Annotated in this window: 21 protein-coding genes and 1 riboswitch; of the genes, 14 read left to right on the top strand and 7 right to left on the bottom strand. The window is 71.6% G+C overall.

Annotated elements, in window-relative coordinates:
• Positions 1-52: 52 nt before the first annotated feature.
• From OG285_RS30825 to OG285_RS30840, 4 genes are all read right to left on the bottom strand, one after another.
• Entirely contained in the window at positions 53-985 is a 933-nt protein-coding gene (locus tag OG285_RS30825) for an LLM class F420-dependent oxidoreductase (RefSeq protein ID WP_371792796.1), read from the bottom strand.
• Between the two features lie 94 nt (positions 986-1,079).
• Entirely contained in the window at positions 1,080-1,784 is a 705-nt protein-coding gene (locus tag OG285_RS30830; RefSeq protein ID WP_356829225.1) for a DUF5995 family protein, read from the bottom strand.
• Between the two features lie 81 nt (positions 1,785-1,865).
• On the bottom strand, positions 1,866-3,290 hold the full coding sequence (locus tag OG285_RS30835) for a uracil-xanthine permease family protein (RefSeq protein WP_371792797.1): 1,425 nt from the start codon (positions 3,288-3,290) through the stop codon (positions 1,866-1,868).
• A gap of 239 nt (positions 3,291-3,529) precedes the next feature.
• Positions 3,530-4,762, bottom strand: coding sequence for an MFS transporter (locus OG285_RS30840; protein WP_371792798.1), 1,233 nt, complete (start codon positions 4,760-4,762; stop codon positions 3,530-3,532).
• Between the two features lie 128 nt (positions 4,763-4,890).
• On the opposite strand from OG285_RS30840, the gene OG285_RS30845 reads away from it, so the two are divergent.
• From OG285_RS30845 to OG285_RS30895, 11 genes are all read left to right on the top strand, one after another.
• On the top strand, positions 4,891-6,066 hold the full coding sequence (locus OG285_RS30845) for an ROK family transcriptional regulator (RefSeq protein ID WP_356829219.1): 1,176 nt from the start codon (positions 4,891-4,893) through the stop codon (positions 6,064-6,066).
• A gap of 112 nt (positions 6,067-6,178) precedes the next feature.
• Positions 6,179-6,309: riboswitch (FMN riboswitch) on the top strand.
• Positions 6,310-6,503: 194 nt separating this feature from the next.
• Positions 6,504-7,562 (top strand): bifunctional diaminohydroxyphosphoribosylaminopyrimidine deaminase/5-amino-6-(5-phosphoribosylamino)uracil reductase RibD, encoded by a 1,059-nt coding sequence (gene ribD / locus OG285_RS30850; RefSeq protein WP_371793656.1) that lies wholly within the window; start codon positions 6,504-6,506, stop codon positions 7,560-7,562.
• A gap of 5 nt (positions 7,563-7,567) precedes the next feature.
• Positions 7,568-8,197 (top strand): riboflavin synthase, encoded by a 630-nt coding sequence (locus OG285_RS30855; protein ID WP_371792799.1) that lies wholly within the window; start codon positions 7,568-7,570, stop codon positions 8,195-8,197.
• Positions 8,194-8,847, top strand: coding sequence for a nicotinamide mononucleotide transporter family protein (locus OG285_RS30860; RefSeq protein WP_356829215.1), 654 nt, complete (start codon positions 8,194-8,196; stop codon positions 8,845-8,847). The genes OG285_RS30855 and OG285_RS30860 overlap by 4 nt, the downstream gene beginning before the upstream one ends.
• Positions 8,844-10,127 carry a bifunctional 3,4-dihydroxy-2-butanone-4-phosphate synthase/GTP cyclohydrolase II gene (locus OG285_RS30865; protein ID WP_371792800.1) on the top strand — a complete coding sequence of 428 codons (1,284 nt, stop codon included), beginning with the start codon at positions 8,844-8,846 and terminating at the stop codon, positions 10,125-10,127. The genes OG285_RS30860 and OG285_RS30865 overlap by 4 nt, the downstream gene beginning before the upstream one ends.
• A 53-nt stretch (positions 10,128-10,180) precedes the next feature.
• A complete protein-coding gene (ribH, locus tag OG285_RS30870; RefSeq protein WP_356829211.1) occupies positions 10,181-10,666 on the top strand; it encodes a 6,7-dimethyl-8-ribityllumazine synthase in 486 nt (161 codons plus the stop codon).
• Between the two features lie 34 nt (positions 10,667-10,700).
• Positions 10,701-10,973: a phosphoribosyl-ATP diphosphatase gene (locus tag OG285_RS30875; RefSeq protein WP_164266345.1), complete on the top strand. Its 273-nt coding sequence runs from the start codon at positions 10,701-10,703 to the stop codon at positions 10,971-10,973.
• 100 nt (positions 10,974-11,073) lie between these two features.
• Entirely contained in the window at positions 11,074-11,922 is an 849-nt protein-coding gene (hisG, locus tag OG285_RS30880) for an ATP phosphoribosyltransferase (RefSeq protein ID WP_356829208.1), read from the top strand.
• Between the two features lie 23 nt (positions 11,923-11,945).
• Complete coding sequence (locus OG285_RS30885; RefSeq protein ID WP_356829206.1) at positions 11,946-12,413, top strand: PH domain-containing protein; 468 nt, start codon at positions 11,946-11,948, stop codon at positions 12,411-12,413.
• 215 nt (positions 12,414-12,628) lie between these two features.
• Positions 12,629-13,972 carry a hemolysin family protein gene (locus tag OG285_RS30890; RefSeq protein ID WP_356829204.1) on the top strand — a complete coding sequence of 448 codons (1,344 nt, stop codon included), beginning with the start codon at positions 12,629-12,631 and terminating at the stop codon, positions 13,970-13,972.
• Entirely contained in the window at positions 13,969-15,069 is a 1,101-nt protein-coding gene (locus OG285_RS30895; RefSeq protein ID WP_371792801.1) for a hemolysin family protein, read from the top strand. The genes OG285_RS30890 and OG285_RS30895 overlap by 4 nt, the downstream gene beginning before the upstream one ends.
• Positions 15,070-15,101: 32 nt before the next feature.
• Here OG285_RS30895 and OG285_RS30900 read toward each other — a convergent pair whose 3' ends face one another.
• A complete protein-coding gene (locus OG285_RS30900) occupies positions 15,102-17,003 on the bottom strand; it encodes an AAA family ATPase (RefSeq protein ID WP_356829200.1) in 1,902 nt (633 codons plus the stop codon).
• A 430-nt stretch (positions 17,004-17,433) separates the two neighbouring features.
• Positions 17,434-18,015 carry a hypothetical protein gene (locus OG285_RS30905; RefSeq protein ID WP_356829198.1) on the bottom strand — a complete coding sequence of 194 codons (582 nt, stop codon included), beginning with the start codon at positions 18,013-18,015 and terminating at the stop codon, positions 17,434-17,436.
• A gap of 173 nt (positions 18,016-18,188) precedes the next feature.
• Here OG285_RS30905 and OG285_RS30910 point away from each other — a divergent pair, with 173 nt between their 5' ends.
• Positions 18,189-19,604: a peptidase C39 family protein gene (locus OG285_RS30910; RefSeq protein WP_356829196.1), complete on the top strand. Its 1,416-nt coding sequence runs from the start codon at positions 18,189-18,191 to the stop codon at positions 19,602-19,604.
• Here OG285_RS30910 and OG285_RS30915 read toward each other — a convergent pair.
• Positions 19,568-20,113, bottom strand: coding sequence for a terpene synthase family protein (locus tag OG285_RS30915; RefSeq protein ID WP_371792802.1), 546 nt, complete (start codon positions 20,111-20,113; stop codon positions 19,568-19,570). The two genes, OG285_RS30910 and OG285_RS30915, sit on opposite strands and share 37 nt — an antisense overlap.
• Positions 20,114-20,157: 44 nt before the next feature.
• On the opposite strand from OG285_RS30915, the gene OG285_RS30920 reads away from it, so the two are divergent.
• Both OG285_RS30920 and OG285_RS30925 read left to right on the top strand, forming a co-directional pair.
• On the top strand, positions 20,158-20,571 hold the full coding sequence (locus OG285_RS30920) for a hypothetical protein (RefSeq protein ID WP_371792803.1): 414 nt from the start codon (positions 20,158-20,160) through the stop codon (positions 20,569-20,571).
• A complete protein-coding gene (locus tag OG285_RS30925; RefSeq protein ID WP_371792804.1) occupies positions 20,526-21,422 on the top strand; it encodes a hypothetical protein in 897 nt (298 codons plus the stop codon). Before OG285_RS30920 ends, OG285_RS30925 begins: the two co-directional genes overlap by 46 nt.
• Positions 21,423-21,436: the final 14 nt, after the last annotated feature.

Here is a 21,436-nt window from a genome sequence, read left to right on the forward strand (position 1 = left end):
TCGGGCTCACGCAGTCCCGTCCGACCGGCCCCCGGCAGCCCCGTCCGGCCGGTCAGATTCCGGCGGCGCGCGCCGCCGCGTAGACCTCGGCGGCCACGTCCGTCAGTTCGTGTGCGTCCCGCATCGTGCTCTGCAGGTCGAGCAGGAACTCGGTGGCCACCCCGGTCTCCGCGTGCGCCGCCAGATCCTCGACGATCTGCGCGGTGCTGCCCTGGAACGGCTCGCGGTCCCCGCCCTCGTACGGCTTCACGCTGTGCGTCGCGTTGACCCGGACCGTCGCGGTCAGGGGACGCCCGCGCCCCCGTTCGCCCGCCAGGTCCTGGATCTTCCGCCACTCCTCGGCCAGGGCGCCGGGCCCCAGGGCGACCGGCATCCAGCCGTCCGCCCGGTCGACGAGCCGCCGGATCGCGCGCGGGCCGCCGGCCGGCAGCTGGACCGGGATCGGGCGGGCCGGTTTCGGGCCGACCACGGCGGGGGCGATCGTGGTGAACTGCCCTTCGTACGCCACCGGATCGGGTCCCCACACCGCCTGGAAGACGTCGAGCAGTTCGTCCAGGAACGCCCCGCGCTTCTCGAACGGGGCCACGGCCGCCGCCGCGTACTCGTCGCTCGACCAGCCGGTCCCGATTCCGGCCACGACCCGGCCGCCGCTCGCCGCATCCAGCGAGGCGAGGGAGCGGGCCAGCTGGAAGGGCACATGCAGCGGCGCCACCAGCACACTGGTGCCCAGCCGCACCCGGCCCGTCGCCGCGCCGGCCAGCGTCAGGGTCACCAGCGGGTCGGCCACCGAGCGGTACTTCTCGGGCCAGGGCAGCCCCGGTACGCCGTACAGCCCCTGGGTCGCGGGCTCCGGGAAGAGGATCCGCTCGAAGACCCACAGCGACCCGAATCCGGTCTCCTCGGCGGCGCGCGCCACCGCCGGGACATCACGGCCGATGGCGTACTGCTTCATCTGGGGAAGACCGAGGCCGAGCGGGATCGCCATGGGTGTGCTCCTTCGTCGGGAGAGCCGGCGCGGTCGAGTGCGTCGGCGCCGTCGGGCGGGTCAGCGAGTCGGGTGGGTCAGCAAGTCGGGTGGGTCAGCGCAGGGGAGTGAGCAGGCACCGGCCGACCAGGCCGGCACTCGCGTCCATCCCCTCTCTGAACTCCTCGGCGACCACCGGTAGTTCCCGCAGATTCCAGAGAATGCGGGCGGCCGTCCAGGCGGCGTCCCGGGCGCGCTCCAGACTCCACGAGCCGATGAGATGGGTGAGCGGGTCGATGATCTCCAGGAGGTCCGGCCCCGGCATCAGCTCCTCGCGGATCTGCTCCTCCAGCCGTTCGAGGATCTCGCCGGCCCGGTCGAAGTCCCCTTCGAGCGCGGCGGGTTCACAGTCGAGGACTCGGCAGGAGTCGATGACGGCGAGCGCCAGGTCGTGACCGATGTGCGCGTTGATGCCCGCGAGCGCGAACTGCAGCGGCCGTACGCCGGGGTGGTGGCGGTACTGGAAGAGCGGCCGCCAGCAGGCGGGCGGCCTGCGGCCGTCGGCCACCGCGTCGACCGCGGCCAGATACCGCTCCGCGAACACCACGCCGAGCGTCGTGACACCCAGCGGATCGGGGAAGTGCCGTCCCGCGATGTGCTGTCCGACCTCCTCGGTGACGGTCAGATAGACGCTGTTGAAGACAGCCACCCCGTCCGTGGACGGCCATGACGCGCGCAGGGCCCGCATCCTGGCCGCCACACCGGCGACCGAGCGCTGGGCGGGGACGGCCCGGGCCGCGCGCTGTTCCGTCTGTGCCATGGGGGCAGCCTGGCAGCAGCGGGCCTCCGGACGGCGGCATCACGCCCGTACGTCCTCAGAACGGGCGAAGCGGGACGGCCCTCAGGCGTCGTCGCCGGGCTCCGGCTCCGTGCCGGGCTCGGTCTTCTCGTACGAGGAGGTGCCCGAGTCCAGCAGCGGCGTCTGCGACTTGAGGTGCGGCGGCGCCATGGCCCGCAGTGCGTGGTAGCCGGTGATCACCACGATGGTGCCGAGCGCGATCCCGCTGAGCTGGAAGTTGTCCGTGATCTTCAGTGAGACACCGCCGACACCGATGATGATGCCCGCGGCGGCCGGCACCAGATTCAGCGGATTGCGCAGATCCACCTTGCCGTTGATCCAGATCTGGGCGCCGAGCAGCCCGATCATGCCGTAGAGGATCACGGTGATCCCGCCGAGCACACCGCCCGGGATCGCGGCCACCACCGCGCCGAACTTGGGGCAGAGACCGAAGAGCAGCGCGAAGCAGGCGGCGGCCCAGTACGCGGCGGTCGAGTACACGCGGGTCGCGGCCATCACTCCGATGTTCTCGGAGTACGTGGTGTTGGGGGGACCGCCGAGACCGGTGGAGAGCATGGAGGCGACACCGTCGGCCGCGATGGCGGTGCCCAGCTTGTCGTCCAGGTTGGAGCCGGTCATCTCGCCGACGGCCTTGACGTGCCCGGCGTTCTCGGCGATCAGCGCGATGATGACGGGCAGCGCGACGAGGATCGCCGACCACTGGAAACTCGGGGCGTGGAAGGACGGCAGCCCGACCCAGTCCGCCCGGCCCACACCGGAGAGGTCGAGACGCCAGTGGTCGGTGACCTTCCCGGCCGAGTCGACCGAGTGGATCTTCCCGAAGACCTGGTCGGACAGCCAGGAGAAGCCGTACCCGAAGACCAGCCCCAGGAAGATCGCGATCCGCGACCAGAAGCCGCGCAGGCAGACGACGGCGAGACCGGTGAAGAGCATCACCAGGAGCGCCGTCCACTGGTCCTGCGGCCAGTACGTGGACGCGGTCACCGGCGCCAGGTTGAAGCCGATCAGCATGACCACCGCACCGGTGACCACCGGCGGCATCGCCGCATGGATGATCCGAGCGCCGAACCGCTGGACGGCGAGACCCGCCGCGAACAGGACGGCGCCCACGACGAAGACGGCACCCGTGACGGTGGCGCTGCTGCCCCCGGTGGCGCGGATGGTCGCCGCGACCCCCACGAACGAGAGCGAACACCCCAGATAGCTGGGGACCCGGCCACGGGTGGCGAGCAGGAAGATCATGGTCGCGACACCGGACATCATGATCGCGAGGTTCGGGTCGAGACCCATCAGGACGGGCGCCACGAACGACGCACCGAACATCGCCACGACATGCTGTGCGCCGAGGCCGGCGGTGCGCGGCCAGGTCAGCCGTTCGTCGGGCCGTACGACTGCCCCCGGAGCGGGGGTCCTCCCGTCGCCGTGCAGGGTCCAGCGCACGCCGAGGCCGCCCATGATCGCTCCCATTCGTTCAGTTCTCTGCTGATTCTCTGTCTCGCCTGGCAGCTGTCCGTGCACTTCGCGGCAGAAATGGCCAGAGCAATGTTAATCCGGAGCCCGGCCCTCCCCTTACCGCCGGGAAGCGGCTCCGATCCGGGGCATCGCCGGACCGGAGCCGCTTGCCGTCCCGGCCGAGGGGGCACGTCCCTGCCGGGGGACAACCTCGGGCGCTGGGCCCCTCGGCCGGAGCTCCCGGGCCGTCCGGATCAGGCCGGGCCCGCGGCGCCGGGGTCGCGGGCCCCCTGCTCCGCCGCGGCCGCCCCGGTCCCCGCCACCACCCGGCGCGCCGAGCGCAGCACGCCCGCGGCCAGTACCAGGCCGAACGCCAGCACCGTCACCAGGATGAAAGAGCCCACCAGTGAGGTCGCGTTGGCGATCCCGCCGATCGCCGACGGCGCGATGAGCCCCGAGGTGTACGTGATGGTGGCGACGCCCGCGATGGCCTGGCTGGGGTTGGGGCCGCTCCGCCCGGCCGCCGCGAAGGCCAGCGGGACGACGACAGCGACCCCGAGCCCGATCAGCGCGAAACCACCCATCGCCGCATAGGGGCTGGAGGCCAGTACGACCAGCAGCCCGCCCAGCGTGGCCAGGACCCCGCCCGCGCGCACCGTCCGTACCGCGCCGAAGCGGTCGACCACCCGGTCCCCGGCGATCCTGGCCACCGCCATGGTGAGGGAGAAGGCGGTGGTGGATCCGGCGGCGACGCCCGCCGACGTGTCCAGCGTGTCCCGCAGGAAGACCGCCGACCAGTCGAGGCTCGCGCCCTCGGCGAAGACCGCGCAGAAGCCGACAGCGCCGATGACCAGTGCTGATTTCGGCGGCAGCGCGAAGCGCGGCGGCGGCGCCTCCTCCGCCGTGCTCCGCAGGTCGAGCACTCCCTGGCAGGCGGCGAACCCCAGCACGGTGAGGGACGCGGCGGCGATGCAGTGGTGGAGCCGGGCGTCGCCGCCCAGGTGGGCGGCGAGCGTGCCGGCTGCCGACCCGATCAGCGCGCCCGCGCTCCACATGCCGTGCAGCCCGGACATGATGGATCTGCCGAGCCGGTTCTCGGTCTCGACCCCCAGCGCGTTCATCGTCACGTCCGACATGCCGGCCGCGGCGCCGTAGAAGCACAGCGCGGCGCAGAGCGTGAGCAGGTTCGGGGCGAACGCGGGCAGCGCGAGCGCCAGGGTCCAGAGCGCGAGCAGCCCGCGCAGCGCGTTGCGTGCCCCGAACCGGTGGGCGATCGCACCGGAGACCGGCATCAGCAACGACGCCCCGATCGCCGGGAAGGCCAGCGCCAGGCCGAGCTGGCCCGCGCTCACCCCGGTGTGTTCCTGGATCCACGGGACGCGGGTCGCGAAGCTGCCGGTCACCGCGCCATGGACGCAGAACACGGCAGCCAGGGCATACCGCGCCCGTTTCACCCTCCGCAGACTGAAGTCCGTCTCGCCGGTCATGCGCCCTCCCCGAGCGTCGTGCTGCTGTCCCGTACCCCTGATGCGGCTCCCGGTGCCGCTTGGTGCCGGGGCCGGGCCGTAAACTATCAGGCAACCTGCCTGATAAATAGATCTGGAAGGATCCCGGCATGCCCGCATCCTCGATCACCGCTCGGGCCGTCAACGACCGCATCGCCCTCGATCTGCTCCAGGCGGAGGGCCCGTTGACGGCAGGGCAGCTCAAGACGCTCACCGGTCTCTCCCGGCCGAGCGTCGCCGACCTCGTGGACCGGTTGCAGGCGGCCGGGCTGGTCTCCGTCGTCGGTGAGGCGGGCGCGGCGCGCCGCGGTCCGAACGCCCGGCTGTACGGGATCGTGGCCGACCGTGCGCACCTGGCGGCACTCGACGTACGGACGGGGAGCGTCGCCGTGGTCGTCACCGACCTGCTCGGCGCGGTGCTGGCCGAGGCCACGCTGCCCGTCGGCCACGGCACGGGACCCGGCCCGGCCGATGCCGTGGAGGAGGCGGCCGCCCTGCTGGAGCGCACCGTGCGGACGGCCGGCGCCGTCCGCCTGCACAGCGTCGGGATCGGCGCCCCGGGCCTCATCGACCCGGCCACCGGCGAACTCCGCAACAGCAGCGGTCTGCCCGCCTGGCACCGCAGTCTGGTCTCGGTGCTCCAGCAGCGGGTGCCCGCCACGGTCCTGGTGGAGAACGAGACCAATCTCGCCGCTCTCGCCGAGCAGCGGACCGGTGCGGCCCGCGGCCTCGACACCTTCGTCCTGCTCTGGCTCGGCGCCGGCGTCGGCGCCGCCCTCGTCCTCGAAGGGAAACTGCGCCGGGGCGCGTCGGGCGGCGCGGGGGAGATCGGCTTCCTCCCGGTGCCCGGCAGCGGGCTCCCGTCGGCCACCGACTGCGGCGACGGGTTCCACGGCCTGGCCGGCAGCGCCGCGATCTGCGCGCTCGCCGCCGAGCACGCCGTCACGGCGGTGCCGGAGCCGCAGGAGCCTGCGGCGGCCGCCGCTGTACGGGCCGCCCCGTCGGCGGGCCGGCGCGGCGAGGACTTCCTGGAGGCGCTGGCCCGGTACATCGCCGTCGGGGCCGCCGCCGTCGCCGCCGTGGTCGATCCGGGCTGCGTGGTGCTGGGCGGCGAGATCGGCCAGGCGGGGGGTGCGGACCTCGCGGCCCGGGTGGAACGGCACCTGGCGGCGCTCTCCCCGCTGCGTACCGAGGTGCGCGCCGGAACGCTCGGCGGCGCGGCGGTGCTGCACGGCGCACTGCTCACCGCACGGGACGCGGCACAGGACGATCTGTTCGGTGGCTGAACGGTCCCGGCACGCGCTGTGACCGGACGGTCGCAACGCCTGTGAGCCAGGCCACATCGGATCGCCCGCATGGCCGACGGCCGGACGTGGCAGACTTGTCCTGTACCAGCAGCAGCGCACTCCGGGGTCGGTGTAATTCCGAACCGGCGGTTATAGTCCGCGACCCGTCCGCATCCAGCGGGCGGTTGACCAGGTGTAATTCCTGGACCGACGGTGAAAGTCCGGATGGGAGGCAGTGCGCGGCGGGCCGTATTGGTACGTCGTAGCCGGTGGCGTGTGTCGTCTGGATTCTCAGCACACAGCCGCTTCTCCGGCCCCGGCGTCCCTGTGTGGTCCCGCTCTCTGTCGTCATCGACAGGCCCCGGAGTCCGTGCCCGAAGAGGCAGGAGGACCCGGTGGCCACCGCAGCCGTTCCATCGCCGCAGGCGATCGACGCCATGCGCCGAGCCATCGCGCTCGCGGCGCGCGGACTCGGATCCACCAGCCCCAACCCCGTCGTCGGCTGCGTCATTCTCGACGCGTCGGGCGGGACGGCAGGCGAAGGCTTCCACCAGCGGGCCGGCGGTCCGCACGCCGAGGTCAACGCACTCGCGGCGGCAGGTGACAGAGCGCGCGGCGGCACCGCGTACGTCACGCTCGAACCCTGCAACCACACCGGCCGCACCGGACCCTGCTCCCAGGCACTCATCGACGCGGGTGTCGCCCGCGTGGTGTACGCGGTCGGAGATCCCAACCCGCAGGCCACCGGTGGCGCCGACACCCTGCGTGCGGCCGGGATCGCGGTGACGGCGGGCGTACTCGCCGCCGAGGCCGCAGCGGGCAACGCCGCCTGGCTCACCTCGGTGCGGCTCGGCCGCCCCCACGTGACCTGGAAGTACGCGGCGACGCTCGACGGCCGCACCGCCGCGGCCGACGGGACGAGCCGCTGGATCACCTCGGCAGAGTCCCGCGCCGACGTCCACCGGCTGCGCGCCGAGTCCGACGCCGTCCTGGCCGGCTCGGGAACCCTGCGCGCCGACGACCCGCACCTCGCCGTCCGCGGCATCGAGGGCGCCACCCAGCCGCTGCGGGTGGTCCTGGACACCCGCGCCCGCTCCCTCACCCCCACCGCCCGGGTCCTGGACGACGCGGCACCGACGCTGGTCGTCGTCGGCGAGGGCGTCACCGCGCCCCCGCTCCCGGGGAGCGCCGAGGTGGCACACCTGCCGTACGACGGGACGGGCATCGCCGTCGGTGCCCTGCTCGCCGAGCTGTACGCGCGCGGTGTCCGCTCCGTGCTCCTCGAAGGGGGGCCGACGCTGGCCGGTTCCTTCGTCGCCGCGGGCGCCGTCGACCGGGTCGTCGGCTATCTCGCCCCTGTCCTCCTCGGCGCCGGCCCCGCGGCCCTCGCCGACGCCGGAATCACCACCATCACCGACGCGTTGCGACTCGACGTCACCGAGACCGTCCGCATCGGCCCCGATCTGCGGATCACCGCCACCCCGAAGGAGCGCTGAGCGCCGTGTTCACCGGAATCGTCGAAGAACTGGGTGAGGTCACCGCCGTCGAGAACCTCGGCGACGCCTCCCGCTTCCGCCTGCGCGGACCGGTCGTGACCAAGGACGCCAAGCACGGCGACTCCATCGCCGTGAACGGCGTCTGTCTCACCGTGGTCGACTCCGGCGGCGGAGAGTTCACCGCCGATGTCATGGCCGAGACACTCAACCGCTCCAGCCTCGGCGCGCTCGCCGTCGGCTCCCGGGTCAACCTCGAACGCCCCATGGCGCTCGGCGGCCGGCTCGGCGGACACCTCGTCCAGGGCCATGTGGACGGCACCGGCACGGTCGTCGAACGCAGGCCGTCCGACCACTGGGAGATCGTGAAGATCTCGCTCCCGGCGGACCTCTCCCGGTACGTCGTGGAGAAGGGCTCCATCACCGTGGACGGGGTCAGCCTCACCGTCGTGGACGCCGGACCCGACTACTTCACCATCAGCCTCATCCCCACCACCCTCGCCATGACCACCCTCGGCATCAAGCAGGCGGGCGACCCCGTCAACCTCGAAGTGGACGTACTCGCCAAGTACGTCGAGCGGCTGCTCGGCGCGGACGGCACCCGGGCCACACCCGAGACCGGAGGGCCGCTGAAGTGAGCGCACTGACCTGGCTGAACACCGAGGCGTTCACCGTCGTCGGCCAGCACATCCTGTGGTCCGACATGACCGGCAACACCATCGGGCTGATCGCGCTCGCCCTCGGCTGGCGCCGCTCCATCCTGACCTGGCCCGCACAGTTGCTGTCCGGCGTCATCCTCGTCGCCGCGTACTCCTCCGCCCACCTCAGCGGCGGGGTCGGCAAACAGCTGCTGGTCATCGGGGTGGCCCTCTGGGGCTGGCGGGCGTGGACCCGGGGCAGGCAGCAGGCCCAGGACGGCAGCATCGCCGTGCGGTTCGCGACCTGGCGCGAGCGCGGGCTGCTGCTCGCGGGCGCCGCCGTCGGCACCGTCGCCGTCGCCGCTCTCTTCCTGGCCGTCCCCTCGCTCTCCTGGAGCCCGTGGGCCGACGCCTACATATTCGTCGGCACCCTGGTCGCGATGGTCGCCCAGGCGCGCGGTCTCGTCGAATTCTGGTTCGCGTGGCTGCTCGTCGACCTCGTCGGCGTCCCCCTCGCCTTCCACAGCGGCCTGGCCTTCTCCGGCCTGGTCTACGTGGTCTACTTCGCGCTCGTCCTCTGGGGCCTGCGCGACTGGTGGCTCCGCTCCCGCAGGAGCGCCGAGCCCGCCCTGGAAGGAGCAGCAGCATGACTGCCGAGCCCGTCTGGTACTCGACCGACAACGCCGAGGACCTCTCCCTCGACCCCGTGGAACAGGCCGTACGCGACATCGCGGCGGGCCGGCCCGTGGTGGTCGTCGACGACGAGGACCGCGAGAACGAGGGCGACCTCGTCATCGCGGCCGAGAAGGCGACCCCCGAGATCGTCGCGTTCATGATGAGCGAGTGCCGGGGGCTGATCTGCGCACCCATGGAGGGCGACGAGCTGGCCCGGCTCGACCTCCCGCAGATGGTCGAGAACAACACCGAGTCGATGAAGACGGCCTTCACCGTCTCCGTCGACGCGAGTACCGCGCACGGGGTCACCACCGGCATCTCCGCCGCCGACCGCGCGACCACCCTGCGGCTGCTCGCCGACGGCCGGGCCGGCGCCGGGGACTTCGTGCGTCCCGGGCACGTCTTCCCGCTGCGGGCCAAGCCCGGCGGTGTGCTCGTACGCAACGGGCACACCGAGGCGGCCGTCGACCTCGCCCGGCTCGCCGGTCTGCGCCCGGCCGGCGCGATCGTCGAGATCGCGGGGGAGGACGGGGTGATGCTGCGGCTGCCCGAACTGGTCCCCTTCGCACGCAAGCACGGCCTCACGATCATCTCCATCGAGGACCTGATCGCCTACCGCCGCAGCTCCGAACCGCGGGTCCGCCGCGAGGCGACCGTCCGCCTCCCCACCGCCTACGGCGAGTTCACCGCGTACGGCTACCGCTCAGTCGCCGACGGCATCGAGCACGTCGCCCTGGTCCACGGGGAGATCGGGGACGGCGACGACGTCCTGGTGCGGATCCACTCCGAGTGCCTCACCGGCGACATCTTCCACTCGCTGCGCTGCGACTGCGGCCCCCAGCTGGAAGCCTCCATGGAGCGCATCACGACCGAGGGCCGCGGCGTCGTCGTCTACCTGCGCGGCCACGAGGGCCGCGGCATCGGACTGCTGTCCAAGCTGCGCGCCTACGAGCTCCAGGAGCGCGGCCGCGACACCCTGGACGCCAACCTGGAACTGGGGCTGCCCGCCGACGCCCGTGACTACGGCGCCGGAGCGCAGATCCTGGCGGACCTCGGGGTGCACAGCCTGCGGCTGATGACCAACAACCCGGAGAAGACCGCCGCCCTGGTCCGGCACGGGCTGGACGTCACCGGCCGGGAGGCCATGCCCGTCCAGGCGGGCGAGCACAACCTCCGGTACCTGCGCACCAAGCGGGACCGGATGGGACACGACCTGCCCTGGCTGGAGACCGCGTCCGCCTGCGGCAACCAGTAGAACCGGACCAACGACAGGACCAGCCGGTCCGAGAAGCACGAGGAGAGACAGACATGAGCGGCAAGGGCGCACCCGAACTCACCGTGAAGAACTGCGGCGACCTGCGCGTGGCCGTCATCGCGGCCCAGTGGCACGAGAAGGTCATGGACGGCCTCGTCGACGGTGCGCTGCGCGCCCTGGGCGAGCTGGGCATCGACGAACCGACCCTGCTGCGGGTCCCTGGCAGCTTCGAACTCCCGGTGGTCGCCAAGGTCCTCGCGGGCCGCGGCTACGACGCGATCGTCGCTCTCGGCGTGGTCATCAGGGGCGGCACCCCGCACTTCGACTACGTCTGCCAGGGCGTCACGGGCGGCCTCACCCAGGTCTCGGTCGAGACCGGCGTCCCGATCGGCTTCGGCGTGCTGACCTGCGACACCGAGGAGCAGGCGCTCGACCGGGCCGGCATCGAGGGCTCCAACGAGGACAAGGGGCACGAAGCGGTCACCGCGGCCGTCGCCACCGCGACCACACTGCGCACGGTCAGCGAACCCTGGCGCTGAGTGGAGACCGCGACCCCGTACTCTTAGCAGCATCATGGCGAACAAAACCTTCGAAGAGCTCTTCTCCGAGCTCCAGCTCAAGGCCGCCAACGGCGACCCCTCCACCTCCCGTACCGCCGAACTGGTGGGCAAGGGCGTGCATGCCATCGGCAAGAAGGTCGTCGAGGAGGCAGCCGAGGTGTGGATGGCAGCCGAGCACGAGGGCAAGGAAGCCGCCGCCGAGGAGATCTCGCAGCTGCTGTACCACGTCCAGGTGATGATGGTCGCCCGCGGGATCTCACTCGACGACGTCTACGCCCATCTCTGAGCAACCGCCGCACGCCCCGTGCTCTTCCGCACGGCCGGCACGCTCTCCGTACCGCCAGACATCCAGCACCCCGCCACTCCGCACGAAGGAAGCCGACCTCATGCTGCGCATCGCCGTCCCCAACAAGGGTTCTCTCTCCGGGCCTGCGATGGCGATGCTCCATGAGGCCGGCTACCAGCAGCGCAAGGAGTCCAAGGAACTCGTCCTCGTCGACCCGGAGAACCAGGTCGAGTTCTTCTACCTCCGCCCGCGCGACATCGCGATCTACGTCAGCTCCGGCAAGCTCGACATCGGCATCACCGGCCGCGACCTGCTGCTGGACTCCGGCGCCGAGGCGGAGGAGATCCTCCAGCTCGGCTTCGCCCGCTCGACCTTCCGGTACGCCACCAAGCCCGGCACCGCGAAGGGGCCGGAGGACTTCGGCGGCATGACGATCGCGACCTCGTACGAGGGAATCGTCGCCAAGGCGCTCGCCGACCAGGGCGTCGACGCCTCCGTCGTCCACCTCGACGGCGCCGTCGAGACGGCCATCGAGCTGGGTGTCGCCCAGGTCATCGCGGACGTCGTGGAGACCGGCACCTCGCTGCGGAACGCCGGACTCGAAGTCATCGGCGAGCCGATCATGAAGTCCGAGGCCGTCGTCATCCGCCGGATCGGCGCCGATGCCGACGAGCCCAAGGTGCAGCAGTTCCTGCGCCGCCTCCAGGGCGTCCTGGTGGCACGGAGCTACGTGATGATGGACTACGACTGCCGGGTCGAGTACCTGGAGCAGGCCGTGGCCCTCACCCCCGGCCTGGAGTCGCCGACCATCTCCCCGCTGCACCACGAGGGGTGGGTCGCCGTCCGCTCGATGGTCGCGGCCAAGGAGGCCCAGCGGATCATGGACGACCTCTACGCACTCGGCGCCCGCGCAATCCTCACCACGGCCATCCACGCCTGCCGTCTCTGACCAGCACGAAGGACGCACGGAACATGACCGCCCCCGAACACCCGGCCCTCCCGGTCACCTTCAGGCCGACCCGTACCAGGGTGGTGCTGCTGAGCGTGGGGACGGCCATGTTCGTCGTCCTCACCGTCGTCTCCCTGATGCTGGAGACCCTGACCCCGGGTGAGCGCGTCTCGTTCATCTTCACCGCGGCGGTCTTCTTCGGGGTGCTGGCGCTGCTCAGCCGCCCCAAGGTCATCGCGGACGAGGACGGCGTCACCGTCGTCAATCTCACATCCAGGCGCCGGCTGGCCTGGCCGGAGATCCTGCACGTCAATCTGCGCCCCGGTGACGCCTGGGTCTTCCTCGACCTCAGCGACGGCACCAGCCTCCCCGCCCTCGGTATCCAGCCCGGTATCGGCAAGGCCCAGGCCATCCGCGACGCCCGCGCCCTGCGCGCCCTCGCCGACGCACGGGGCCCCGCCGCCACCGAGCGGAGTACGCCGGAGGGGTAGCGCGGCCCGCCCGCCGGACGGGTGCGGCGGCTGAGCCACTGACGCATCGGGCCGCTGTTTGATTACTCTGGGGCGGGGCGCCAGGTGCGCCCCGCCCCGCATCCTGTGACCCCCGTGGTCCGCGGGGCACCCCTGCGACATGAGGAGTGATTCCTTCCAGCAATGGACGGATCATCCGGTAGTACGTGCGCCGCCCCCCTCCTGGAGGCGGCGGCATGACCATTCCCCTTCTGCTCCTCGGAGCGGCCTTCCTTCTGATCCTCGCCAACGGATTCTTCGTCGCGGCCGAATTCGGCCTCGTCACCGTGGAGCGGCCGGACGCCGAACGCGCCGCCGCCGACGGCGACCGGCGGGCCCGCACCGTCGTGCGGGCCCTGCGGGAACTCTCCTTCCAGCTCTCCGGCACCCAGCTCGGCATCACCATCACCTCGCTGGTGGTCGGCATGCTCGCCGAGCCCGCGCTGGCGCAGCTGCTCGCCGGACCGCTCACCGCCACCGGACTGCCCGAAGGGGCCGTGTCCGGGATCAGCGTGGTGCTCGGCATGATGCTCGCCGCCGCCGTGCAGATGGTGCTCGGCGAACTGGTCCCGAAGAACTGGGCGGTGTCCAGGCCGCTCCAGGTGGCCGGCTTCGTCGCCGGTCCCCAGCACCTCTTCTCGACCGCCTTCCGGCCGGTGATCACGCTGCTGAACACCGTCGCCAACCGGCTGGTCCGGGCGCTCGGTGTCGAGCCCGCCGACGAACTGGCCTCGGCCCGCACCCCCGGCGAACTCGTCTCGCTGGCCCGCCACTCGGCACAGGCCGGCACGCTGGAACAGGACACCGCGGATCTCTTCGTACGGACCCTCTCGCTGGCCGGACTCACCGCCCAGCACGTCATGACCCCCCGGGTGAAGGTCAGCGCACTCCAGTCGTCGGCGACGGCGGCCGACGTACTGAACCTCACCCGTGCCACCGGCCTCTCCCGCTTCCCCGTCTACCGGGAGCGCATCGACGAGGTCGTCGGCATGGTCCATCTGAAGGACGCACTGGCCGTGGCGGTCCAGGACAGGCACCGGACCTCGGTGGGACGGGTCGCCGTCGCACCGCTCCTGGTGCCCGAGACCCTGCCCGTGCAGCAGCTCCTGGAGCGGCTGCGCACCGAGCAGCCGATCGCGGTGGTGGTGGACGAGTACGGCGGCACCGCCGGAGTCGTCACCCTGGAGGACATCATCGAGGAGCTGGTCGGGGAGGTCAGGGACGAGCACGACGGCGCCGACGCCGACCGCCCCGAGCTGTCCCCGGCCCCCGCCGAGGACGGAAACCCCGCCTGGGAGGCCGACGGCAGCTGCCGGGTCCTCACCCTGCGGCGGATAGGTCTTGAGGTCCCCGAGGGCCCGTACGAGACCGTCGCCGGCCTCGTCGCCGACCTGCTGGGACGCATCCCCGCCCCCGGTGACCGGGCCGAACTGCCCGGCTGGCGGCTCTCGGTCCGCAGGGTCGAGCGCTACCGCGCCGAGAGGGTGCGGCTCGTCCGCACCGCCGAGGTGCCCGCCCCGGTCATGGAGGGTGTGCGATGAGCTTCCTCCAGCTCCTCTTCGCCGCCGCCCTGGTGCTCGCCAACGGCTTCTTCGTCGGCGCCGAGTTCGCACTCGTCTCGGTACGCCGCAGCCAGGTCGAGCCACTGGCCGCCGAGGGCTCCGCACGGGCCCGCAAGGTGCTGTACGGCCTGGAGAACCTGCCGCGGATGATGGCGGCCGCGCAGTTCGGCATCACCGTCTGCTCGCTCACGCTGGGCGCCGTCGCCGAACCGACCGTCGCCCACCTGCTCGAACCGGTCTTCCAGGCGGTCCGGCTGCCCGGCGGTCTCGTCCATCCGCTGGGGTACGCGATCGCCCTCGCCCTCGTGGTCTCGCTGCACCTGGTCATCGGCGAGATGGTCCCGAAGAACCTCGCCATGGCCGCACCCGAGAAGACCGCCCTGTGGCTCAGCCCCGGTCTTGTCGGCTTCGCCCGGCTCTGCCGCCCGGTGACCGTCGCGCTCGGGGCCTGCGCCCGGCTGGTGCTGAAGGCCTTCGGCGTCGAGCCCAAGGACGAGGTCGAGGCGGTCTTCACCAGTGAGCAGCTGAACCGGCTCGTCGAGGACTCGGGCCAGGCCGGTCTGCTGGACTCCGAGGCGCAGGAGCGCCTGGAGGACGCGCTGGAACTGGGCAGCAGGCCGATCGCGGACGTGCTGATCGCCCGCGCCGACCTGATCACGGTCGCCCCCTCGGTCACGCCCCTGCGGATCGAGGAGCTGACCGTGCGCACCGGCTACTCGCGCTTCCCCGTCTGCGCGGACAGCGGCGCCTTCATGGGCTATCTGCACGTCAAGGACGTGCTCGACCTGGAGGACCGGGAACGCGCCGTCCCTCAGCAGGTCTGGCGCCCGATGGCGACGCTCCGCGCGGAGCTGCCCCTCGACGACGCGCTGACCGTGATGCGGCGCGCGGCCACCCATCTGGCCCAGGTCGCCGACGCATCGGGGAAGGTGCTCGGTCTGGTGGCGCTGGAGGACGTGCTGGAGAAGCTGGTCGGTGAGGTACGGGACCCGGCGCACCGGGAAGCCCCGGCACCCCGGGTGACGCGGGTGTCCGAGCCGCGCACGGACCGCACCGAACAGGCGCTGGCGGGGTAGTCCCGGGCCCGTGCCTCCTGGGCGGGGACCGGTCAGAGCGGTGGCTCCTGCTGCCCGCGGCCGACCGGTCCCCGCCCCGAGAGCACCTCCCCGTACGCCTGCATCAGGTCCGGCAGCCGCAGCGTCGACAGATCGTCCCGGCCCGGGGTGGTCGCGTACCCGGTCAGCCGCAGGTCCCGGTACGCGCAGCTCTTCTCGTACAGCGTGCGCAGGAACCGGCCGTTGCCCAGCTCGTCGATCCACCCCTGGTCCACCACATGACCGGCGATCGAGCGCAGCTCGTCCAGCGACTCCTCGTCCCACACGTCGCCGTTCTCGGTCGCCAGTACCTCACCGATGGCGGTCAGCTCCAGCGGCCGGTAGCTCGGGAAGTCGACCCGCGAGGTGAAGCGCGAGGAGAGCCCGGGGTTGGTGGCCAGGAGGCGGTCCATTCCCTCGGGGTAGCCGGCCAGGATGACCACCAGGTGGTCGCGGTTGTCCTCGGCCCGTTTCAGCAGGACCTGGAGTGCCTCGTCGCCGTAGGCGTCGCCCTTGCTGTAGCCGGAGTTGGAGAGGCTGTACGCCTCGTCGACGAAGAGCACCCCGCCGAGCGCGGAGTCGATCAGCTCGTTCGCCTTCACGGCGGTCTGCCCCAGGAACTCGCCCACCAGATCGGCGCGCTGGGCCTCGATCAGATGGTCGCCGCCGAGCAGCCCGAGCGCGTAGAACACCCGGCCCAGGATGCGGGCGACGGTCGTCTTGCCGGTGCCCGAGGGGCCCGAGAAGACGAAGTGGCGCTTCGGCGGGTGCACGGGCAGCCCCTGGGCCGCCCGCAGCCGGGCCATGTTGAGCTGCGCCGACAGCGCCTTGACCTGACGTTTCACCGGCTCCAGGCCGACCATGCGCTCCAGCTCGTCCAGTGCGCACGCCAGCAGTTCGGGATCGGTGGGCCCGGCCGGCAGATCCGGCGGGAACTGCTCGGCCGGAGACGGATCCCGGTCCCGTACCGTGCCGGAGGGCGGGGCGGAGCCGCCGAGCGGATCGCCGCCGGGGCTCCCGGGGCTCCCGGGCCGGGGGTCCCGCCCCTCGGTCGGATCGCCCTCCACGAAGGCACCGTCGGCCTGTCCGTCCACGGCGTCCTGGCCGAACCCGGCCAGCGAGACCGCCGCGTAGTCCACCGCGTCGTCGAAGCCGTCGCCCTCGGAGATCGCGGCCAGCCGGGCGGCGGTGTCCATGAACGCGGGGTCCACCCGGTGCACCGCCCGGTACAGCGGCAGGGCCGCCGCGCTGCGCCCGGTCCCCTCATGGGCGCGGGCGAGCCAGTAGCGCAGCTCCTTGCGCTGCGGCTGCTCGCTGCGGCAGCGCATCAGCGCCGCCGAGAGGAGCGGTTCCGCCTGCCCGTACATCTCCAGACGCACCCGCGCCATCCCGCCGAACAGCCCCGCCTCGATCCCCAGGACCGGATCGTCGACCAGCGAGGCGGTGTACCGCACCAGCCGTTCCCAGTCCTTGGCGAGGTAGGCGCGGCACGCGTGCAGGAACCGCACCTGCGGGTCGGTGTCGACGGGCGGCAGCCCCGCCAGTGCCCGGTCCAGCTCCGGCACGTGGCGGCCGTCCAGCCAGTGCGAGGCGTGCGCGAGGAGCAGATCGCGCGGGCTCTCCAGCACCGGCTGCACCCACCAGCCCAGCCAGTACCAGGAGTTGAGGGTGCGGCGCAGTCTGCCGCGCTGCTCGCCGAACCGCTCCCGGTGCCGGAACATCCGGAGCAAGGCGGTGGTGGTGTCCACCCGCAGCGCGTGCAGTCCGAGCCAGCCGTCCGCCATCCCCGGATCGAGCCGCACCGCGGCCCGGAACTCCTCCTCCGCCTGTGGGTACGCCCCCATCGTGTAGGCGTCCACGCCCCGCAGCCAGGCGAGATCGGCCGGGGCGTGCGAGCCCTGCGTGCCGAAATCCATCACGTCCCCCACAGACCGTGCCCCCGTACCGTGCCGCCGGACTCGGCGTCCGGCGACCTGTGAACCGCTGTGCAGCGGACGGGAATTGACCGGTGCCGCCCGAAGGGCATCGTACCTGCGCAGAGGCCCGGTACCGAAGGGTGCCGGAGCACTGGCTGCCCCGGGAGAGGGGCTCGCTCACGGTGACCGAGGGTGAGCAATCAGAGAGGGGAGGCGTCCGGTTGGGGAGGGAGTGGGCAGAACGAAGCCCCCGATCACGGGGGAACAACCGGGGGCTTCGCGTCTGCGGCGGCTTCGAAAAGCCGCACATTGAGAACGTAAGACCTGTACGGGCCCTGGGTCAAGCGGAGTTGAGGGACTCGAAGGGCGGTTTTCCGCCGGGTGCCGGTCCTGCGGAGAGGCCATGACTATGAGTGACCAAGTGGATCGCTCACGCGGTCACTGACGGGGCCCGGAACCACGCGTAACCCTGCTGGCACTCGCGTACCAGCAGATCCGCGAATGGCCGGGAAGGGTCCCCGGCGAAGTGCCGGGTCTCCGCCGCCGTCCAGCCGTCCCAGAAGCCCGTCAGCGCCGGTCCGTCGCGGTGCCGGCCCCGCGCCCAGGACGTGGCCGCGTCCCGGTCCATCCAGAGCAGCCGGGCGAGATACGGGCGCAGGGCCCGGCGGCCCGCTCCCACCCCCTCGACAATGACGACGTCAGTGGCGTCGATGGTCCGCTCCGGGCCGAAGCGGCGCAGCGTCCAGTCGTACGGCGCGTACCGGGCGGCCTCGCCGCGGGTGAACGGCTCGACCACCTGCGCGCGCAGCCGCCCGGACCAGTCGAACAGCTCCTCGTGGGTGGCGAGATCATCCAGATGGAGTACGGGCGCGCCGTCCAGGGCTTCGGCGAGCTTGGCCGAGAACGTGCTCTTCCCCGAGCCCGCGTGGCCGTCGACGGCGATCAGCCGAACCGGCCCGCAGGAGACGGGCCGTGCACGGATCGCGGCGGCGAGACGGTCGAGGTCATCCATGGGGCCAGCCTAGGAGCAGTTGGCGGCACCGCAGGTCACGCCAGTGGTCGATACCAATATTGGTGGCAGGACGCGAGGCGAATCACTGGCAGAAACGCGTCGGAAGCCGGGATAGTTGCCCCACTGTTCGTGCACTCGCCGCCCATCCGTATTCCGACCGGGGGTCCACCGACGTGACCAGTACCACTCCGCGCAGAACCGTTCTCGCCGCAGCGGTCGCTGCCGCTGCCGCCACCGCGGGAGCCACAGCCGCAGCACCCGCCTTCGCCGACCCGGCCGCCCCGAACGGTGTGCCGGCCGCCCCGCGCACCCCGCGGGCCGCGGAGGGAGACCCCGTGACCCCCGTGACCCCCGTGACCCCGCTCGTGGACAACAGTGTCTGGGCCTCGTACTCCGACTGGCGTTCCGGTGCGGCGGACGGCACCACGGCTGTCCCCGGCCACGGCTCCGGACTGGTCATCGGAGCGCCCGCGGGCCGCACCGACTACACCGATCCGCACACCGGGAAGACCGCCACCTGGGAGTACGCGACCTGGACCTCGCCGGTCCACCGCTCGCGGGTCCCGGCCACCGAGGCCGTCGCGTCCTGGAACGCGCACACCCCGGCGGGCACCTGGATCCAGGTCGAGCTGCGCGGCAGCTACACCGACGGCACCGGGACGCCCTGGTACGTGATGGGGCGCTGGGCATCGGGCGACGCCGACATCCGGCGGACCTCCCTCGACGGCCAGGGCGACGGCAAGAGCTCCATCTCGACCGACACCTTCGCGGTCGACGACGCCGCGAGCGGGCTGCGGCTGGTCTCGTACCGGCTGCGGCTGACGCTGTACCGCACCCCGGGCACCCGGCTGACACCCACGGTCCGCCGGGTCGGGGCGATGGCGTCGGACATCCCGGACCGGTTCACCGTCCCGCCGTCGGTGCCGCGGATCTCCCGCGAGCTGACCGTCCCGCGCTTCTCGCAGAACATCCACGCGGGCCAGTACCCGGAGTACGACAACGGCGGCGAGGCCTGGTGCAGCCCCACCTCGTCCTCGATGGTCATCAAGTACTGGGGTCGCGGGCCCGCCGCCGCGGACCTGGCCTGGATCGACCCGTCGTACGCCGACCCCGAGGTCTGCCAGGCGGCCCGCTACACCTATGACTACCAGTACGAGGGCTGCGGCAACTGGCCCTTCAACGCCGCCTACGCGGCGACGTACGAGGACATGAGCGCCGCGGTCACCCGGCTGGGTTCGCTCAGCGACGTGGAGACCCTGATCAGGGCGGGCATCCCGGTCATCACCTCGCAGTCCTTCCTCAAGGGGGAGCTGACCGGCGCCGGGTACGGCACGTCGGGCCATCTGATGACGGTGATCGGCTTCACGGCCGACGGCGATGTGATCGCCAACGACCCGGCGTCGCCGGACGACAACGCGGTCCGTCACGTCTACCGGCGCGCCGAGTGGGAGAACATCTGGCTCCGCACGAAGCGGTACGACGCGAAAGGCAAGGTCACCAGCGGTACGGGCGGTGTCTGTTACCTCTACTGGCCCGCTGACCCGGCACGGAGTCAGCACCGGGTCCTGGCGTCACTCGGCCTGCTGTGAGCAGGTGCGGCGCGCTGCCGATTCCCGGGGGCTTTGGCGACGGCGGCGGCTTCATGATGTGAGATCCGGTGCTCCCGTGCCAGGACGGGCACGAGGCTCTCGTGCCCGTCCGACGTCTCCCGGGCAGCCGGGTTCAGGTCGTTGGTCCACCCGGCGATGTCAGCGGTGGCGTCCCGCGAAGGGGCCAGAGCCGGTTCCTGCGCCGTGAAGCCACGCTCCAGGAGATCCAGCATGGGCAGCACGGTGATGGTCCGCCGGCGCATCCGGAGGTACGCGGCCGGGCCGGCGGGCGTACGGTCGGCACGGGACGCGTCTTCCGCGCAGGTGGCATCCGCGAACTGACGACAGTGATCAGTTCGGCGAAGAGTCTCGCGGCCCATGGAGCGGTGGGTCTCGGTCCGTTCGTCGCTCTGCTCGGCCAGAACGGCGCGGCGCCGACCGCCGCGAACGTGGGAGAGGCCGGGGATGCGGCGGTGCTCCCGCCGGAGCTGATGCGCAGGTGCCGCCATCGGTGACGACCACGGCACCACCCCCGGGCGGCAGGTAGCTGACGATGTGGGTGCTCGCGCCGGCTCACCGGTTCAAGGAGACCGTGCCCGATAAGCCGGTCATTTTCACCGTGCACGAGTTCAACGCCTGGCCGGGAATGCGGCAGAGCGGTTGGTTCACCTACCCGGGTGTTCTGTGTCTGCCGGCAGCCGGTCCTGCGGAACGTCGGATGTCGTGCCGAGACAATCTCGGACAAGCAACTCGCTTGATATCGGCGGAGGTTTATCATGAACCGCGCATTTCGGATGAGCTGAGGGTTCGCGGTTGCGGGCCCGTCATGACGGCGTTGGCCATCGGCACTTCGTCGGCGGGGGCGGACCCGGTGCTGGCTTTGGGCGCGTGTTTCGACCGGGCGCTGGAGCCCTACACCTGGTGGTCGACAGCCACCTGCGCACGCGCCTGTTCGGTGGCAAGGTGATTCCCTTCGAGGAACTCACGGGTTACCCGCACAAGAGCGGTGTCCACTTCGCGAACATGTTCGGCATCGGGCAGACGCTGCCCGTGGACTCCGGGTGTACGTACTACCTCGACTGCCCCGGGGTGCCCGTGGTGCCGAGTATGAAGAACGACTTCGTCAACGCGGCGAACTACGTGGAAGCGAAGCCCAAGGACCCCGAACTCGCGCTTTCCATGACCTTCATGGACCTGAACCACCCGGAGACCATCCCGAGCGGGATCGACCTCTACGACAAGGCATTCCCCGGGGCGTTCCGGTGGGCGGGAGCGGTGTTGCGCGACTGCGGAATTCCGATCACCATTCACTCGGATCTCGGGAGCGACACTGAGCAGACGAAGTACCTCCCGCTGATGGAGAAAACACTCCGACGCCACCCGCAGAACAAGATCGAGTGGGCGCACATGGGGCTGTCGAAGGAACTCTCCACGATGGATCCCGATCAGCACATCGGGATCATGAAGAGGCTCCTGGACCGCTATCCCCGGCTGACGCTGGACCTCAGCTGGCGAACGTCACCAGCCGTATCAACAAGGCACTGGACAACGAGGCGTTCCGGGACATCGCGCTCGGCCGGAACTACTTCAGGCTGCTCGGCATCGACCGGACACCGCCGAGGGTGTGCGAAGCGCGCTGAGCCCGACGCCGTCGGGAATCCTGGCCCGACAGAAGTCCGGCGAAGGGGGCTGGGCGTCCGGGCCGACCCGGTGCTCGGGCCGGCCCGGACGCCCCAGGTCAACGGCGTGCCGGCCGGGCGCACTTGTTCCGAGGGGTCTGCCATACTTCGGGCTTCCGAGGCGGTGGCAGCCTCCTGAGGCAGTGGCGGAAC

The sequence above is a fragment of the Streptomyces sp. NBC_01471 genome (genome assembly GCF_041438865.1).
Lineage (GTDB): Bacteria > Actinomycetota > Actinomycetes > Streptomycetales > Streptomycetaceae > Streptomyces.

Excerpts from the sequence above, each read along its gene's own strand:
- OG285_RS30825 (WP_371792796.1), bottom strand. The coding sequence starts at position 985 with ATGGCGATCCCGCTCGGCCTCGGTCTTCCCCAGATGAAGCAGTACGCC.
- OG285_RS30830 (WP_356829225.1), bottom strand. The coding sequence starts at position 1,784 with ATGGCACAGACGGAACAGCGCGCGGCCCGGGCCGTCCCCGCCCAGCGC.
- OG285_RS30835 (WP_371792797.1), bottom strand. The coding sequence starts at position 3,290 with ATGGGAGCGATCATGGGCGGCCTCGGCGTGCGCTGGACCCTGCACGGC.
- OG285_RS30840 (WP_371792798.1), bottom strand. The coding sequence starts at position 4,762 with ATGACCGGCGAGACGGACTTCAGTCTGCGGAGGGTGAAACGGGCGCGG.
- OG285_RS30845 (WP_356829219.1), top strand. The coding sequence starts at position 4,891 with ATGCCCGCATCCTCGATCACCGCTCGGGCCGTCAACGACCGCATCGCC.
- ribD (WP_371793656.1), top strand. The coding sequence starts at position 6,504 with ATGCGCCGAGCCATCGCGCTCGCGGCGCGCGGACTCGGATCCACCAGC.
- OG285_RS30865 (WP_371792800.1), top strand. The coding sequence starts at position 8,844 with ATGACTGCCGAGCCCGTCTGGTACTCGACCGACAACGCCGAGGACCTC.
- ribH (WP_356829211.1), top strand. The coding sequence starts at position 10,181 with ATGAGCGGCAAGGGCGCACCCGAACTCACCGTGAAGAACTGCGGCGAC.
- OG285_RS30875 (WP_164266345.1), top strand. The coding sequence starts at position 10,701 with ATGGCGAACAAAACCTTCGAAGAGCTCTTCTCCGAGCTCCAGCTCAAG.
- hisG (WP_356829208.1), top strand. The coding sequence starts at position 11,074 with ATGCTGCGCATCGCCGTCCCCAACAAGGGTTCTCTCTCCGGGCCTGCG.
- OG285_RS30885 (WP_356829206.1), top strand. The coding sequence starts at position 11,946 with ATGACCGCCCCCGAACACCCGGCCCTCCCGGTCACCTTCAGGCCGACC.
- OG285_RS30890 (WP_356829204.1), top strand. The coding sequence starts at position 12,629 with ATGACCATTCCCCTTCTGCTCCTCGGAGCGGCCTTCCTTCTGATCCTC.
- OG285_RS30895 (WP_371792801.1), top strand. The coding sequence starts at position 13,969 with ATGAGCTTCCTCCAGCTCCTCTTCGCCGCCGCCCTGGTGCTCGCCAAC.
- OG285_RS30900 (WP_356829200.1), bottom strand. The coding sequence starts at position 17,003 with ATGGATTTCGGCACGCAGGGCTCGCACGCCCCGGCCGATCTCGCCTGG.
- OG285_RS30905 (WP_356829198.1), bottom strand. The coding sequence starts at position 18,015 with ATGGATGACCTCGACCGTCTCGCCGCCGCGATCCGTGCACGGCCCGTC.
- OG285_RS30915 (WP_371792802.1), bottom strand. The coding sequence starts at position 20,113 with ATGGCGGCACCTGCGCATCAGCTCCGGCGGGAGCACCGCCGCATCCCC.
- OG285_RS30920 (WP_371792803.1), top strand. The coding sequence starts at position 20,158 with ATGTGGGTGCTCGCGCCGGCTCACCGGTTCAAGGAGACCGTGCCCGAT.